The sequence below is a fragment of the Pseudomonas graminis genome (genome assembly GCF_001705435.1).
In the GTDB taxonomy this organism is placed as follows: Bacteria; Pseudomonadota; Gammaproteobacteria; order Pseudomonadales; family Pseudomonadaceae; genus Aquipseudomonas; species Aquipseudomonas graminis_B.
Map to the genome: position 1 here is coordinate 107,753 of NZ_MDEN01000058.1, position 16,085 is coordinate 123,837.

The 16,085-nt window shown below is 60.5% G+C and carries 10 protein-coding genes and 2 tRNA genes; 2 read left to right on the forward strand and 10 right to left on the reverse strand.

The features are described 5' to 3' along the window. Nucleotides 1-128 precede the first annotated feature (128 nt). The 9 genes from BBI10_RS07735 to rnr all read right to left on the reverse strand — a co-directional run bounded on the left by BBI10_RS07735 (nucleotide 129) and on the right by rnr (nucleotide 13,409). Nucleotides 129-3,422 (reverse strand): DUF2126 domain-containing protein, encoded by a 3,294-nt coding sequence (locus tag BBI10_RS07735; protein ID WP_065987791.1) that lies wholly within the window; start codon nucleotides 3,420-3,422, stop codon nucleotides 129-131. 244 nt (nucleotides 3,423-3,666) lie between these two features. Next, entirely contained in the window at nucleotides 3,667-5,976 is a 2,310-nt protein-coding gene (locus BBI10_RS07740) for a YgiQ family radical SAM protein (protein ID WP_065987792.1), read from the reverse strand. A 168-nt stretch (nucleotides 5,977-6,144) separates the two neighbouring features. Then, nucleotides 6,145-7,542, reverse strand: a complete 1,398-nt coding sequence (gene dnaB / locus BBI10_RS07745) for a replicative DNA helicase (RefSeq protein WP_065987793.1) — start codon at nucleotides 7,540-7,542, stop codon at nucleotides 6,145-6,147. Nucleotides 7,543-7,691: 149 nt separating this feature from the next. Beyond that, entirely contained in the window at nucleotides 7,692-8,138 is a 447-nt protein-coding gene (rplI, locus tag BBI10_RS07750) for a 50S ribosomal protein L9 (RefSeq protein WP_065987794.1), read from the reverse strand. A 19-nt stretch (nucleotides 8,139-8,157) separates the two neighbouring features. Continuing rightward, entirely contained in the window at nucleotides 8,158-9,054 is an 897-nt protein-coding gene (locus tag BBI10_RS07755) for a hypothetical protein (protein WP_065987795.1), read from the reverse strand. A gap of 38 nt (nucleotides 9,055-9,092) precedes the next feature. Beyond that, the gene (rpsR, locus tag BBI10_RS07760) at nucleotides 9,093-9,323 is read right to left on the reverse strand and encodes a 30S ribosomal protein S18 (protein ID WP_037015707.1); all 231 of its coding nucleotides are present in this window, start codon (nucleotides 9,321-9,323) and stop codon (nucleotides 9,093-9,095) included. Between the two features lie 28 nt (nucleotides 9,324-9,351). Continuing rightward, the gene (rpsF, locus tag BBI10_RS07765; protein WP_065987796.1) at nucleotides 9,352-9,774 is read right to left on the reverse strand and encodes a 30S ribosomal protein S6; all 423 of its coding nucleotides are present in this window, start codon (nucleotides 9,772-9,774) and stop codon (nucleotides 9,352-9,354) included. A gap of 270 nt (nucleotides 9,775-10,044) precedes the next feature. Next, nucleotides 10,045-10,794: a 23S rRNA (guanosine(2251)-2'-O)-methyltransferase RlmB gene (gene rlmB / locus BBI10_RS07770; protein WP_037015712.1), complete on the reverse strand. Its 750-nt coding sequence runs from the start codon at nucleotides 10,792-10,794 to the stop codon at nucleotides 10,045-10,047. After that, nucleotides 10,791-13,409: a ribonuclease R gene (gene rnr, locus BBI10_RS07775; RefSeq protein ID WP_065987797.1), complete on the reverse strand. Its 2,619-nt coding sequence runs from the start codon at nucleotides 13,407-13,409 to the stop codon at nucleotides 10,791-10,793. The genes rlmB and rnr overlap by 4 nt, the downstream gene beginning before the upstream one ends. A 213-nt stretch (nucleotides 13,410-13,622) precedes the next feature. Here rnr and BBI10_RS07780 point away from each other — a divergent pair. After that, nucleotides 13,623-13,709, forward strand: a tRNA-Leu gene (locus BBI10_RS07780). Nucleotides 13,710-13,903: 194 nt separating this feature from the next. Further along, nucleotides 13,904-13,990: transfer RNA gene (locus BBI10_RS07785), tRNA-Leu, on the forward strand. 73 nt (nucleotides 13,991-14,063) lie between these two features. Here the strand turns inward: BBI10_RS07785 and BBI10_RS07790 are convergent. After that, nucleotides 14,064-15,998 (reverse strand): methyl-accepting chemotaxis protein, encoded by a 1,935-nt coding sequence (locus BBI10_RS07790; RefSeq protein ID WP_065987798.1) that lies wholly within the window; start codon nucleotides 15,996-15,998, stop codon nucleotides 14,064-14,066. Between the last annotated feature and the right edge of the window lie 87 nt (nucleotides 15,999-16,085).

Consider the following 16,085-nt stretch of genomic DNA (forward strand, 5'->3'; position numbering starts at 1 on the left):
GCAGGCAACAAAAGGACTCGAATCAACAGCGCTTAGACTAGCGCAGACAACATGACACGCAGGCGCCGCTTTCCACGTTTCAAACGTGCGGCACGGCGACCTGATCCCACGTCAGGTCGCCGGCGCGGCTACCGATGCAGGCGCAGGTCCAGGGTCATCGGCAGCTCATCGTTGAGGGTCAACGCGGGAACCTCACGTTTGCCGGGACTGTGGCCGACCCGGAAGAACCGCGCCAGACGTCGGCTTTCCGCTTCATTGGCGTTCACCGGCAGGGTCTCGTAATTGCGCCCGCCAGGGTGGGCGACATGGTACTCGCAGCCCCCCAGCGAGCGCTGCATCCAGGTGTCGAGGATGTCGAAGACCAGTGGCGCATGCACCGGGATTGTCGGCTGCAAGGCATTGGTCGGCTGCCAGGCGCGGTAACGCACGCCGGCGACGAACTCGCCGACGCGCCCGGTCGGTTGCAGGGGCACCGGCACGCCGTTGCAGGTGAGCATGTAACGCTGCGGCGGCAGACCCGTGACCTTCAGCTGCAAGCGCTCAAGAGACGAGTCCACGTAGCGAACCGCGCCACCGGCTGCCCCCTCCTCGCCCAGCACGTGCCACGGTTCCAGCGCCTGACGCAGCTCCAGCTCGATGCCGCTGACGGCGTAGTCGCCGACCTTCGGAAAGCGAAACTCCAGATGCGCCGCGAACCACTCGCCGCGCACGGGATAACCCGCGTCGTTGAGCTCGGCGATGACGTCGGCAAAATCCTGGTCGATAAAGTGCGGCAGCATGAAGCGGTCATGCAGCTCGGTCCCCCAGCGCGCCAGTTTCGCCGGTGCATAGGGCTCGCGCCAGAAACGCGCGACCAGTGCCCGAAGCAACAGCTGTTGCGCCAGGCTCATGCGCGCGTGCGGCGGCATCTCGAATGCCCGCAGTTCCAGCAGTCCCAGCCGCCCGGTAGCACCGTCCGGCGAGTACAGCTTGTCGATGCAGAATTCCGCGCGATGGGTATTGCCGGTCACGTCGATCAGCAGGTTGCGCAGCAGCCGGTCCACCAGCCACGGCGCGCATTCCTCGCCCGGCGCGGGCATTTGCGAAAAGGCGATTTCCAGCTCGTACAGCGAGTCATTGCGCGCTTCGTCGACCCGCGGTGCCTGGGAGGTCGGGCCGATGAACAATCCGGAGAACAGGTAGGACAGCGACGGGTGGTTATGCCAGTAGCTCAACAGGCTGCGCAGCAGATCCGGCCGACGCAAGAAGGGCGAGTCGCCGGGCGTCGCGCCACCGAGGACAAAATGGTTACCGCCGCCGGTGCCGGTGTGGCGCCCGTCGATCATGAATTTCTCGGTGGTCAGCCGGGTCAGACGCGCCTGCTCGTAGAGAAACTCGGTGCGTTCGACCAGCTCATCCCAGGTGGACGACGGCTGCACGTTCACCTCGATCACGCCCGGATCCGGGGTGATGCGGAAGTTCGCCAGACGCGGATCGCTCGGCGGCTCGTAACCTTCCAGCAACACCGGGCAGCGCATGTCCTCGGCCGTCGCTTCAATGGCGGCGACCAATTCCAGATAGGCCTCAAGGGATTGCAGCGGCGGCATGAACAGGTACAACCGCCCGCCCCGCGTTTCGGCGCTCAGTGCGGTGCGGGTCAGCCAATCGGCCGACTCGTCGATCTCGGGTTCGCGGTCGATGCTCGGGTCGCGCTGCTCTGCCAGGCCGTCCAGTCGCGACTGAACCTCGTCGCGGTCGGGCAGCTCGGCAAATGCCTGATTGTGGTCGGTCGGGTGGATGTAGGGATATTCCGCCGCCTTGACCCATGGCTGCGAGGCCAGCGGCAGGCGATAGCCAAGGGCGGAATCCCCCGGCACCAGGCGGCAATGCTCGTCGCGCAGGTACCAGCGACCGCTCTGCCATTGATCGTCGGCGGCGGTTCGCGCCAACGGCAGAACGTGGCCAATGATCGTGTCCAGGCCTTGGGAAAACACTTTGCGCAGACGGGCGCGCTCAAGGGGGTCCTCAAGACGTGAGGCTTCGGCGCTGACGTTTTTGGGCAGCGCGCCCTCGCGCCACAGGTAATAGAAATTGTCTTCGTACGCCGGGAAAACGTAATGCGTCGGCAGCTTCAGCCTCTCGGCAACGCTGCGCAGGAAACTGCCCGCCATCTCGCTGTCGGCGCCATAGTCCCGGGTTTCATCAGCGATCAGCGCATTGTTGCGCCACACCGGTTGCCCGTCCCTGCGCCAGAAGCAGTTCAGCGACCAGCGCGGCAGTTGCTCACCGGGGTACCACTTGCCCTGACCGAAATGAACGATGCCCTGGGGCGCGTAATGGTCTCGCATGCGCTGGTACAGCTCGGCGGAGAGCAGGCGCTTCTTCGGCCCCAGCGCAGCGGTGTTCCATTCCTCGCCGTCACGGTCGTCGATGGACACAAAGGTCGGCTCGCCGCCCATGGTCAGGCGCACGTCGTGGGCAACCAGATCGCTGTCGATCTGGCGTCCCAGCGCTTGAATGTCCTGCCACTGCGCTTCGGTGTAGGGCTGGGTGACGCGCGGCGCCTCCCAGATACGCTCCACCGACATCTCGTGGGTGAACTCGGTGTTGCAAGGCTCGACCATGCCACTGATCGGCGCCGCCGAAGACGGCTCGGGGCTGCACGCCAGCGGAATGTGTCCCTCACCTGCGAACAAGCCGGAGGTCGCGTCAAGGCCCACCCAGCCAGCGCCCGGCAGGTACACCTCGCACCAGGCGTGCAGGTCAGTGAAATCAACCTCAGTGCCAGACGGTCCGTCCAGCGCTTTGACATCGGCCTTGAGCTGAATCAAATACCCGGACACGAACCGCGCGGCGAGGCCCAGGTGACGCAGCAACTGCACCAGCAACCAGGCCGAATCGCGGCAGGACCCCGACGCGTTTTCGAGGGTGTATTCCGGCGTCTGAATGCCCGGTTCCATACGGATCAGGTAACCGATGTCGTTGGCCAGACGCTGGTTGAGCCCCACCAGAAAGTCGATCGCCGGAATCGGCGTGCGGTCGATGCTGTCCAGGTACGCCTGGAATCTCGGGGTCAGCGGCAGCTTTTCCAGATAGGGCTGCAGCTCGTGGTGCTCTTCTCGGGCATAAGTGAAGGGGATCTTCTCGGCATAGGGCTCAAGAAAGAAGTCGAAAGGGTTAAACACCGCCATTTCGGCGACCAGGTCCACTTCGATGCGCAACTCGCTGGTCTTTTCCGGGAACACTAACCGCGCCAGGTAATTACCCTGCGGGTCCTGCTGCCAGTTGATGAAGTGGTTTTCGGGGAGGACGTTCAGCGAATACGACAGCACACGCGTGCGGCTGTGGGCCGCCGGGCGCAAGCGGACGATCTGCGGACCCAGCTCTACCGCGCGTTCGTAGCGGTAATGCGTGACATGGTGCAAGGCAATGTGAATCGACACGGCGTGCCTCCTGCGAGCCTGGACGGTAACGGAGCTGCGCAAGACTTATGCCACCCCGGCAAATCAGGCGCCTCCGGCGCGGAGGTTGCCTGTTCAGCCAGGCACAGCACCAAAATCGCGCCACCCTCAACGAATGGTGCAAGGGTCGCACGGAAATGAGGCGGGTGGGGTTATTTGCACCGGAATGCAAAACGCCAGCTCGAAAGCTGGCGTTTTGTTGTTCGGTATCGCGCGGCGCGGGACCTTAGCGTGGAAAGACCGGCTGACGCGAAGGCTTCTTGCTTTTGCCGCCTTTGCCACCCTTGGCGGCATCAGCGCGTTCCTTGGCGGCGTCCCGGTTACGAGCCGCCGCAGCGGCCTTGGCCTCTTCACGCTTGTCCCAAGGCTTGCTGCCGTCGCTTGCACGCTGAGGCAAGCCGGTGTGCTGCGTCAGGATCTTGGTGGTCTTGGCGACCTTATGACTACCGGCCGGCGTCGAGTTCTTGCGGCGCGCGCTCTGATAGCTATCGGTTTCAACCTGATGCAGCGGAATCAACTGGTGCTTGCCCGGCCCGATCAGATCGGCACGGCCCATCCGCTCCAGCGCTTCACGCAGCATCGGCCAGCCCTTCGGATCGTGGTAGCGCAGGAACGCCTTGTGCAGACGGCGCTGCTCCTCGCTCTTGACGATGGTGACCGAATCGCTCTTGTACGTGACCTTGCGCAACGGGTTCTTGCCGGAGTGGTACATGGCCGTCGCACTGGCCATCGGCGACGGATAGAACGCCTGCACCTGATCCGCACGGAAGCCGTTGCCCTTGAGCCACAGCGCCAGGTTCATCATGTCTTCGTCGGTCGTGCCCGGGTGGGCCGCGATGAAGTAAGGAATCAGGTACTGCTCTTTACCCGCCTCCTTGGAGTACTTCTCGAACATGCGCTTGAACTTGTCATAGCTGCCAATGCCCGGCTTCATCATCTGGTTGAGCGGGCCTTCTTCGGTATGCTCAGGCGCAATCTTCAGGTAACCGCCGACGTGGTGCCTCACCAGTTCCTTGACGTACTCGGGAGATTCAACGGCCAAGTCGTAACGCAGACCGGACGCGATCAGAATCTTCTTCACGCCGGGCAGTTCACGAGCGCTGCGGTACAGCTGAATCAATGCCGAGTGATCGGTGTTCAGGTTCGGGCAGATACCCGGGAACACGCACGACGGCTTGCGGCACGCCGATTCGATTTCCGGGCTCTTGCAGGCGATGCGATACATGTTCGCCGTCGGCCCGCCGAGGTCGGAAATCACGCCGGTGAAACCAGGGACCTTGTCACGGATCTCTTCAATTTCGCGAATGATCGAATCGTGGGAACGGTTCTGGATGATCCGGCCTTCGTGCTCGGTGATCGAGCAGAACGTACAGCCGCCGAAGCAGCCGCGCATGATGTTCACCGAGAAACGGATCATGTCGTAGGCCGGGATCTTCTCCTTGCCATACACCGGGTGCGGAATGCGCGCGTAGGGCATGCCGAACACGTAGTCCATTTCTTCGGTGGTCATCGGAATGGGCGGAGGATTGAACCAGACATCCACTTCGCCGTGCTTCTGGACCAGTGCGCGGGCGTTGCCCGGGTTGGTTTCCAGGTGCAGGACGCGGTTGGCGTGGGCATAGAGCACCGCGTCGCCGCGCACTTTTTCCATCGACGGCAGACGGATGACCGTCTTGTCGCGAGTCATGCGCGGGCTCGCCAGAATCTGCACGACCTTCGCTTCGTTCGGATCCTCAACGTCACCCTTTTCCTGCTCGATGGCACAGGCCTGGGTGTCCTGAGTGTTCACGTACGGGTTGATGATCTTGTCGATCTTGCCTGGACGGTCGATACGGGTGGAATCGACTTCATACCAGCCTTCCGGCGTATCACGGCGAATGAATGCCGTGCCGCGAACGTCGGTGATGCTTTCGATCGTCTCGCCATAGGACAGGCGGGTCGCCACTTCAACGATGGCCCGCTCGGCGTTGCCGTACAGCAGAATGTCGGCGCAGGCGTCGATCAGGATCGAATTGCGAACCTTGTCCTGCCAGTAGTCGTAGTGAGCGATGCGGCGCAGCGATGCTTCGATGCCACCCAGAACGATCGGCACGTTCTTGTAGGCTTCCTTGCAGCGCTGGCTGTAGACCAGACTCGCACGGTCCGGACGCTTGCCCGCCATGCCGCCCGGCGTGTAAGCATCGTCGGAGCGAATCTTTTTGTCGGCGGTGTAACGGTTGATCATCGAGTCCATGTTGCCGGCCGCGACGCCGAAGAACAGGTTCGGCTCGCCGAGCTTCATGAAGTCGTCTTTTGACTTCCAGTCAGGCTGCGCAATGATCCCGACGCGGAAGCCTTGGGACTCCAGCAGCCGGCCAATGATTGCCATGCCAAACGAGGGGTGATCGACGTAGGCATCACCCGTGACAATGATGATGTCGCAGGAATCCCAGCCAAGCTGATCCATTTCTTCCCGGCTCATGGGCAGGAAAGGCGCTGGTCCGAAACATTCGGCCCAGTACTTCGGATAGTCAAATAACGGCTTGGCTGCTTGCATATCGATGACCAGTGTTCGTGTCTGGGGGCGATTTTCGCTTGGAAATTCGCGGGCGCGGAGAATAGCACAAATTTTGATCAAATCCGACGACAGTAGTCGGATAAGTGATCGGCTCGACTCGCGACTCTGGCACCCTTCCGGCATCAAAGTCGCGATCCAGAGGCCTACTTATTCATCATCATCAAAGTTGTAACTGCCCGGCGCGAGGTTCTCGAAGCGGGTGTACTTGCCGATGAACGCCAGCCGGATAAACCCGATCGGGCCGTTCCGCTGCTTGCCGATGATGATTTCAGCGATGCCTTTGTGTTCGGTCTCGGGGTGATACACCTCATCCCGGTAGACGAACATGATGACGTCGGCGTCCTGCTCGATCGCTCCGGATTCCCGCAAGTCGGAGTTCACCGGGCGCTTGTTGGGACGCTGTTCGAGGGAGCGGTTGAGTTGGGACAGCGCGACCACCGGGCAATTGAATTCCTTGGCGAGCGCTTTCAACGAACGGGAGATCTCGGAAATCTCGTTCGTCCGGTTATCGCCGCTTGAGCCAGGGATCTGCATCAGTTGCAGGTAGTCGATCATGATCAGGCCGATATCGCCATGTTCGCGGACCAGCCGCCGCGTGCGCGCTCGCATCTCGGAGGGGCTGATGCCGGCCGTGTCATCGATGAACAACTTGCGATCGTTGAGCAGGTTGACCGCCGATGTCAGGCGCGGCCAGTCATCGTCATCGAGCTGACCGGAACGGACCTTGGTCTGATCGATACGACCGAGCGACGAAAGCATACGCATGATCAGCGATTCGCCTGGCATCTCCAGCGAGTAGACCAGCACCACCTTGTCGCTGCGCAGCACCGCGTTTTCCACAAGGTTCATCGCGAAGGTGGTCTTACCCATCGACGGACGACCCGCGACGATGATCAGGTCAGACTGCTGCAGACCGCTGGTCTTTTCATCCAGGTCGGCGTAACCGGTAGAGAGACCGGTGATGCCGTCGCCGATGTTGAACAGCGTATCGATGCGGTCAATCGCCCGGGTCAGCAGGTCGTTGACGCTGACCGGGCCGCCTGTCTTGGGCCGCGCTTCGGCGATCTGGAAGATCTGCCGTTCGGCCTCGTCGAGAATCTCTTCGGCGGTACGCCCCTCCGGGTTGAACGCACTGTCAGCGATCTCGGTACTGATGCCGATCAACTGACGCAGCGTTGCGCGCTGACGAACGATCTGGGCATACGCCTTGATGTTCGCAACCGATGGGATGTTCTTCGCCAGCTCGGACAGGTAACCGAGGCCACCGACTTGCGAAGTCTGGCCTTCCTTGTCGAGCTGCTCGGCGAGGGTCACGACGTCAATCGGCTGGTTTTGATCAGCCAGCTTGGCAATGGCGCGGAATATCAGACGGTGGTCATGACGATAGAAGTCGCCATCCGACACCTGATCAAGCACGCGCTCCCAGGCGTTGTTGTCCAGCATCAAACCACCGAGCACGGCCTGTTCGGCCTCGATGGAATGCGGCGGCACCTTCAGGGCAGCGGTTTGCAGGTCATATTGCTCGGGAGCGGAGATGTCGTTCATGGCCACACGGAAATCAGGGGGTTGAATCAGGATACTCAGAAATGACAAAGGGCACGACCTGCGAACAGGAACGTGCCCAATGCTAACCGACCGAGGAGCGAGTCATCAGTCGGTCAGACTTCTGCACCGAAGCGCAGAAACCATACTGCTTAAGCAGCTACAACAACAACGCGTACGGTGGCTTCAACATCGCTGTGCAGGTGCACGGCTACGTCGTATTCGCCAACGTTACGGATGGTGCCGTTCGGCAGACGAACTTCAGCTTTAGCCACTTCAACGCCAGAGGCGGTCAGTGCGTCAGCGATGTCGTGAGTACCGATCGAACCGAACAGCTTGCCTTCGTCACCAGCGGTGGCAGTGATAGTCACTTCCAGCTCAGCCAGTTGAGCAGCACGAGTTTCAGCAGAAGCTTTCTTCTCGGCGGCAGCTTTTTCCAGCTCTGCACGACGCTCTTCAAACGCGGCCACGTTGGCAGCGGTTGCAGCGGTTGCTTTGCCGAAAGGCAGCAGGAAGTTACGACCGTAGCCAGCCTTAACGTTTACTTTATCGCCCAGGTTGCCCAGGTTGGCGACTTTTTCCAGCAGGATGAGTTCCATTTGGTAAAACCTCTTAACTTTAACCTTCACCGTTCGCAGAACCGTTATCGGCATCTTTCGACGCCAGACGGCCGCGAAAATCAATCAGGCTGTCGACAATGGCAAACACCACCAGCAACGGATAGATCAGCTGCATGAACAGCAACAGCGTGACGTACAACCCCACCAGCCAGAACCGTGTCAGGCGCTTTGCAGCCACCAGACCGTGAATCAGGGCCAGGCCCGCGAACATGAGCGGCACGCTGCACAACGGTGTCAGCATCGCCAGTTGAGGACCGAAGTTCGGCCCCACCAACATGCACACCAGCAGCACCAGCATCGGTGCCCGCGGGAGTTTCAGGCTGCGAAACTCGCGTCCGAAACCGCCCGGGTTATACAACAACGCCTGCCAGTACCGCCCAAGAAGCAGGCATACCACGCTGACGATCTGCAACAACGCTGCAATCAGGCCATTGAGGACGGGCGTAATCAGTGCCCCCAGACGCGCTCGCTCTTCTACCGACATCTGCTGGTAGACATCACCGAAGACGTGGGGCAGGAGCTTTTGCAGCTCCCCCGCCATGGCTTCGATGGGCTCGCGAAACACCGCGCCCAGAACCACTGCATACAACAATCCAACCGCCACGCTGACCAGCAGCACGCGGACCCAGGACTCGCTGGCACGCAACACGGCGGCCAGCCCCCAGGAACCCAGCAACACCATCAGGGTGCGAGGTTCACCGAAATACCACCAGACCAACGCTGGCAGCAGAGCCCAGGCAAGGACGCCCAGGGCGTCACTCATCCCGCGTCGCAGGAGCACAAGGCAACCTGCGGCAGCACTCAACCAGAACAACAGCGGCAATGCCGCACATCCAACCACTACGAGAGTGGCCTGCATGCGGCCGCGCATGATGAATTCAGCCATGGCGCGCATGCGATCTATCCCTTACTGCGTTTGTCGACTACCTGGTCTCAGCGGCCGTGGCTGTCGGTGTAGGCCAACAGGGCCAGGAAGCGGGCGCGCTTGATAGCGGTAGCCAGCTGACGCTGATAACGAGCTTTGGTACCAGTAATGCGGCTAGGAACGATCTTGCCGGTTTCAGATACGTAGGCTTTCAGGGTGTTGAGATCTTTGTAATCGATCTCCTTCACATTTTCAGCTGTGAAGCGGCAGAATTTACGACGACGGAAGAAACGTGCCATGTAATGGGCTCCTCAAAAGGTCCGTGGATTACTCGTCAGCGTTATCGCTGTTGTCGCTGTCATCACCATCGGCGCCATCGGCGTCGGAGTGCTCAGGACGGTCGCGACGCTCACGGCGCTCACTGCGGTTTTCTTCAGCCTTGAGCATTTCGGACTGGCCAGTAACAGCTTCGTCGCGACGGATGACAAGGTTACGGATCACGGCATCGTTGTAACGGAAGTTGTCTTCCAGCTCGGCCAGAGCCTTGCCAGTGCACTCAACGTTCAGCATCACGTAGTGAGCCTTGTGAACATTGTTGATTGCGTAGGCCAGTTGACGACGGCCCCAATCTTCCAGACGGTGGATCTTGCCGCCGTCTTCTTCGATCAGCTTGGTGTAACGCTCAACCATGCCGCCGACTTGCTCGCTCTGGTCCGGGTGAACCAGAAAGATGATTTCGTAATGACGCATGAATGCTCCTTACGGGTTGTAGCCTGCCGCCAAAGCGGTCAGACAAGGAGTGAATAACACTGGTTTATCTTGCACAGGGACAGGCACATGAGCGCCTGCCATGACAGCAAGGGGCGCAATTGTAGAGAAGGGGCCGGAGGGGCGCAAGGAGATTGGTGAATATTTGAACAATGACGCTGAGCTACAAGCTACAAGCTACAAGCTACAAGCTACAAGCTGAAGGGTAACCGGCTTGCAGCTTGAGGCTTGGGGCTTGCCACTCTTGGCTGACTACTTCTTGGCAGCAGCGCGCTGACGCAGGGCTTCGAACAGGCAGACGCCTGTGGCAACCGAAACGTTGAGACTGCTCACGCTGCCAGCCATCGGCAGGCGCACCAGATAGTCGCAATGCTCGCGGGTCAGGCGGCGCATGCCTTTGCCTTCGGCACCCATGATCAGGATGGTCGGGCCGGTCAGGTCCTGCTGATACAACTCCTGCTCGGCCTCGCCCGCAGTGCCGACGACCCACAGACCACGTTGCTGAAGTTTTTCCAGCGTGCGTGCCAGGTTGGTCACGGCCACAAGAGGGATCACCTCCGCCGCACCGCATGCCACTTTTCGAACGGTCGGCGTCAATGTCGCAGACTTGTCCTTGGGCACGATCACCGCCAGAGCGCCGGCTGCGTCGGCAGTCCGCAGGCAGGCGCCGAGGTTATGGGGGTCAGTGACGCCATCAAGCACCAGGATCAGTGGCGGACCTTCAGTGCGATCGAGCAACTCGTCGAGCATCGCCTCGCCCCAGACCTGGCTCGGACTGACATCCGCCACTACGCCTTGGTGAACACCCTCGACCCACGCATCCATCTCGCGGCGCTCGGCCTGCCCCACCGACACGCGGTTCTGCGCGGCGAGCTCGATAAGCACCTGAACCCGCGGATCGCTGCGCCCTTCAGCCAGCCAGATCTGCTTGACCCGCTTCGGGTGATGACGCAACAACGCCTCTACGGCATGAACACCGTAGATTTTTTCCAGCTGACTCATGACTTCGCCTTAGGTTTGCGCACGCTGCCACTGCCTGAAGCAGAGGTCGAGCCCGATTTGGACGACCCCTTGCGATGTTTGCTGGTTTTAACGGAAGCGCCGGCAGATTCACTCGTCGACTTTCCCGACGATGCCTTGCTACCACCCTTGGCTTCAGTCAGCAGCGCTTTCTTCATCTCACGGCTTTTGCGTACTTCCGCATTCTTGGCAGCCGCATCACCCGGCCGGTAGGCTTCGGCGACAGGCTCTTTCGCGGTGCGACGACCGGACTTGGAAGCAGACGACGACTCCTTGGAATCCTTGCCCTTCTCCGCCGCAGCAGGCTCGGACGTTCGACGCTTGCGGCCGATCGGCGCGCTGGTGGTCTTTTCGGACATTTCGAAGTCGATCTTGCGCTCGTCCAGATCAACGCGCATCACGCGCACTTCAACGGTATCGCCCAGGCGGAAGCTACGGCCTGTGCGCTCGCCGGCCAGGCGATGATGGACCGGATCGAAGTGGTAGTAGTCACCCGGCAATGCGGTGACGTGAACCAGGCCTTCGACGTAGATATCGGTCAGCTCGACGAACAGACCAAAGCCGGTAACAGCCGTGATCACACCCGGGAACGACTCGCCAACGCGGTCTTTCATGAACTCGCATTTCAGCCAGTTCGTGACGTCGCGTGTCGCCTCATCGGCACGGCGCTCGCTCATCGAGCACTGCTCGCCCAACTGCTCGAGCATCGCTTCGTCGTACGGGTAAATACGGGCCTTCGGAATGGCGGGAGCACCGGCACGGCGAACGTGCGGGGTTTCCTGCTTGGAGCGGATCACACTGCGGATCGCGCGGTGAGTCAGCAAGTCCGGGTAGCGACGAATCGGCGAGGTGAAGTGAGTGTACGCCTCGTAATTCAAGCCGAAGTGGCCATGGTTATCGGAGCTGTATACCGCCTGGCTCAACGAACGCAGCATGACAGTCTGGATCAGGTGGTAATCCGGACGGTCCTTGATGGTTTCGAGCAGCGCCTGGTAGTCCTTCGGCGTCGGGCCGTCTTTGCCCTTGTGCAGGGAAAGACCCAACTCGCCAAGGAAGGCACGCAGCTTTTCCAGGCGCTCAGGCGGCGGGCCGTCGTGCACGCGGTACAGTGCGGGAATTTCGTGCTTCTTGAGAAACGCTGCAGTCGCCACGTTCGCCGCGAGCATGCACTCTTCAATCAGCTTGTGCGCATCGTTGCGAGTGGTCGGACGGATCTCGGCGATTTTGCGCTCGGAACCGAAAATAATCCGGGTTTCCTGGGTTTCAAAATCGATGGCACCGCGAACATGCCGGGCGCCCAGAAGCACTTTGTACAACGCATAAAGCTGCTTCAGATGCGGTACGACGTCGCCATACTGCTCACGCAGCTGCTTGGCTTCGGCGGCTTTCGGGTGTTCCAGCATCGAGCTGACCTTGTTGTAGGTCAGGCGTGCATGGGAGTGGATCACGGCTTCGTAGAACACGTAGTCCGTCATTTCGCCGGTTTTGGAGATGGTCATCTCGCAAACCATTGCCAGACGATCAACCAGCGGATTCAGCGAGCACAGCCCATTGGACAGCTGCTCAGGCAGCATCGGGATCACGCGCTCGGGGAAATACACCGAGTTGCCACGCACTTGAGACTCCGCGTCGAGCGCCGAGCCGAGCTTCACGTAGCTTGATACGTCGGCGATGGCCACGTAAAGCTTCCAGCCGCCGGAGAACAGGCGCAGCTTGCCGGGCTTGGCTTCGCAGAAAACGGCATCGTCGAAGTCGCGGGCGTCTTCACCGTCGATGGTGACGAATGGAAGGTGACGCAGATCGACGCGGTTTTCCTTGTCCTTCTCCTCCACTTCCGGCTTCAATTTGGCGGCTTCTTTCAGCACAGCCTCGGGCCAGACATGAGGAATGTCGTAGGTACGCAGCGCGACATCGATCTCCATGCCTGGCGCCATGTAATTACCCACAACCTCAACCACGTCGCCTTGCGGCTGAAAACGCGGGGTTGGCCAGTGGGTGATTTTCACCTCGACGAACTGACCGACCTTGGCGCCGTTGTTACGGCCCGGGGTAATCAGCACTTCTTGCTGGATTTTTGGGTTGTCCGGCTGGACGAAACCGATGCCGCTTTCTTCGAAGTAGCGGCCCACTACGGTTTCATGGGCGCGGGAGATGACCTCGACGATGACGCCTTCGCGGCGACCGCGACGGTCCAGGCCCGAGACGCGCGCCAATGCACGGTCACCATCGAACACCAGGCGCATTTGCGCAGGGCTCATGAACAGGTCGTCAGAGCCGTCATCCGGGACCAGGAAGCCGAAGCCGTCACGGTGACCGCTGATGCGACCCAGGATGAGGTCCAGCTTGTCGACCGGCGCGTACGTGCCGCGCCGGGTGTAAATCAGTTGCGCGTCGCGCTCCATGGCACGGAGCCGACGTCGCAGGGCCTCGATCTGATCTTCAGTCGTCAGGCCAAATTCTTCCACCAACTGCTCGCGGGCTGCGGGCGATCCGCGCTCGGAGAGGTGAGCCAGAATCAGCTCACGGCTAGGGATGGGGTTTTCGTATTTTTCCGCTTCACGAGCGGCCTCGGGATCGAGGGACTGCCAATCGGCCATTAGAATGAATTCACCTTATCTGTATGTAATTAGTTTGGCATATACCAGATTGAAACGCGAAGACAGCGTTTGCTGGGACTTTTCGCTATTTCAAATTATTTTTGCACGGGGGCTTTACAGCCTTCAATCTCCTCCGTAAGATGCCCCCCACAACGCCGGCACTGCCAAGTTGTAGTTGAAATCAAACGAAATATCGAATGAAATCAACGAACTGCCCAGATGGTGAAATTGGTAGACACGCCAGCTTCAGGTGCTGGTGACCGCAAGGTCGTGGAAGTTCGAGTCTTCTTCTGGGCACCAATTCAACGAAACCGAGCTTAGGCTCGGTTTTGTGCATTTTGCGGTTTGAAAAGTCAAGTGTTGCAAAACAGCCGTTAGCGTAGATCACTTCCCCCTGCCCTGTCCTCGCTGCAAATGAATCATCCTGCCGTCTCCCCAATAAATTCAAAAATTCAGTTGCACTCCCGCGAAAAATCTAATTAAATCAGCGCCATGCCCAGATGGTGAAATTGGTAGACACGCCAGCTTCAGGTGCTGGTGACCGCAAGGTCGTGGAAGTTCGAGTCTTCTTCTGGGCACCAAACAAACAAAACCGAGCCGAGTGCTCGGTTTTGTGCTTTCTGGGGAGCTGCAACTGTCCCCCCTAGAGCGAAACTACGCTCGAAATTGCCCCAGACTAGCCTTCAGCTGCGCGGCAAGCCTGTCCAGCGTCTTGCCGCTGGCGGTCGTTTCCACCACCGCCTGGGCAGCCTTCTCGGCCTGGGCGTGAATAACCTCTACCCGCCCACGCACCGCTTGCGCGCCCTGAGCCTGATGCTCTGCCGCTCGGGTCGCCAGGCCAATCGCCGCATGAACCTGCTCGACCGACACCTGCACAGAGTGCTGCAGCCGCGCGCTGTCTTTCAGCACTGCGAGCCCTTCCTTGGCCTGACGACCGGCGAGACCAATCGTTGCCACTGCTTCGCGCGCCCCGGATTGCAGCTTGGCGATGTGCTCCTGGATATCGCCCGTCGAGCTTTGCGTCTTGCTCGCCAACGCGCGCACTTCATCGGCGACAACGGCGAAACCTCGACCGGTCTCACCGGCGCGCGCGGCCTCAATGGCAGCATTAAGGGCAAGCAGATTGGTCTGCTCGGCGATGCCATGGATCACTTCCAAAACCACTTCAATCTGCTGGCTTTGCTGCGCCAGCCGCTCGATGACCTGGGCGCCGGTGTCCACCTGCCCGGCCAGCGCCTCGATCAAACTGCCGACCTGATTGGAGGTGCGCGTGTTCTCATCAGTCGCTTGACGAATATCCACCACCTGCCGCAACGCCGCCTGCATGGCCTGGCTCTCGGCCTGCGCCTCGTCAGCCATCTGTGCCAACGCTTGAAGGCTGGCAGCCACCTCATCGCGCTGCAATTCAGCTGCCGCGCCAGCTCCTGCATTGCGTTTGCTCATGGCGCCAATCTCGACGCCAGTCTGCTGCGCCACATCCCCCGCCTCCCGGACGATCGGCTGCAACTTATCGACAAAGCGGTTCACGGCCGCAGCCATGTCGCCTATCTCATCGTTGCTGTTGAGTTTGACGCGCTTGGTCAGATCGCCTTCACCTGCCGCCAGATCATCCAGCGCACGGTTGAGCAACTGCAAGCGCAGCACCACGCGACGCCCCAGCACAATCGCCAACACCACCAGCACGCCGAGCCCCACCAGGGACAGCCCGACGCCGATCCTCCAGCGCAAGGTGGACGCAGCTTCCTGTACGGCAGAACTGGTATTGGTTGCCATTGCAGCGGCCGACGATTGCGCCGTTTGCAGACGCGAGCGCAATGCGGCAGAGCTCTCGGCCGCAGCGCCGCCCAAGCTTTCGGAGACCAGTTGATCACCGCTGCCGATCAGCGCAGCGAAGCGCTTGTCCAGCGCCGCCAGATTCTCTTCTACCGAGGTGGTTGACACGCCCATGCGGACCTTGCCGATCTCGACGCCATTGGGGCTGATGGACGCTTCAACGTAGTAAACCGAAGGGTCTTTCTGCGCCGCGTTCAGGACCTTGTCCATGGCGCGCTCACCCTCGCCTTTCGCCAACAGGGCCTTGATCGATTCGTTCTCGCGATTCAGGTAACGCGTCAAGTGCTCGCCCTGGGCGTCGTCGTAGACCACGAACAGCACGTTCGGATTACGTTGCGCCCGGCGCGCGAACTCCGACAGCGTCGGCGTATCGCCATCCCACATCGCCCGTGGCGCGACAGCTGCCAGCAGCTCGGCCATGTCCGTCGCCGAATCCCGAAGGTCTTTCTCCAGCGTCGCACGCAGTTGCGCCTGCTCATCTTTAAGGCGCGTCGAGAGGCCGGCACTCAGGCGCTGACGAGTATTTTGCGAAAGACTGTCCAGACTGGACGTTACGTCACGGCTCGCCTGCTCCAGCTCGCCGGTCAAGTGTTGCGAATCTACACCCAGCCGTGCCGCCAGCTCAGCTTCGAGCGCAGTGACGGTGCTCCGAGTGAGGGCGACGGCAACCAGCACTTGCACCAGAAGGGCGATACCAAGAGCAATGAATACGGGCCGCAGCAAGCGGCTGCGCAGAAGAGAATTAACGGCCGACACAGGAGATCCCTCGCCACACACGCCATCAAAATGATGGCATCGTTTTATAAGCGGAATCACAGCAAGGGTCGTGCCGCAGTGGCGAGT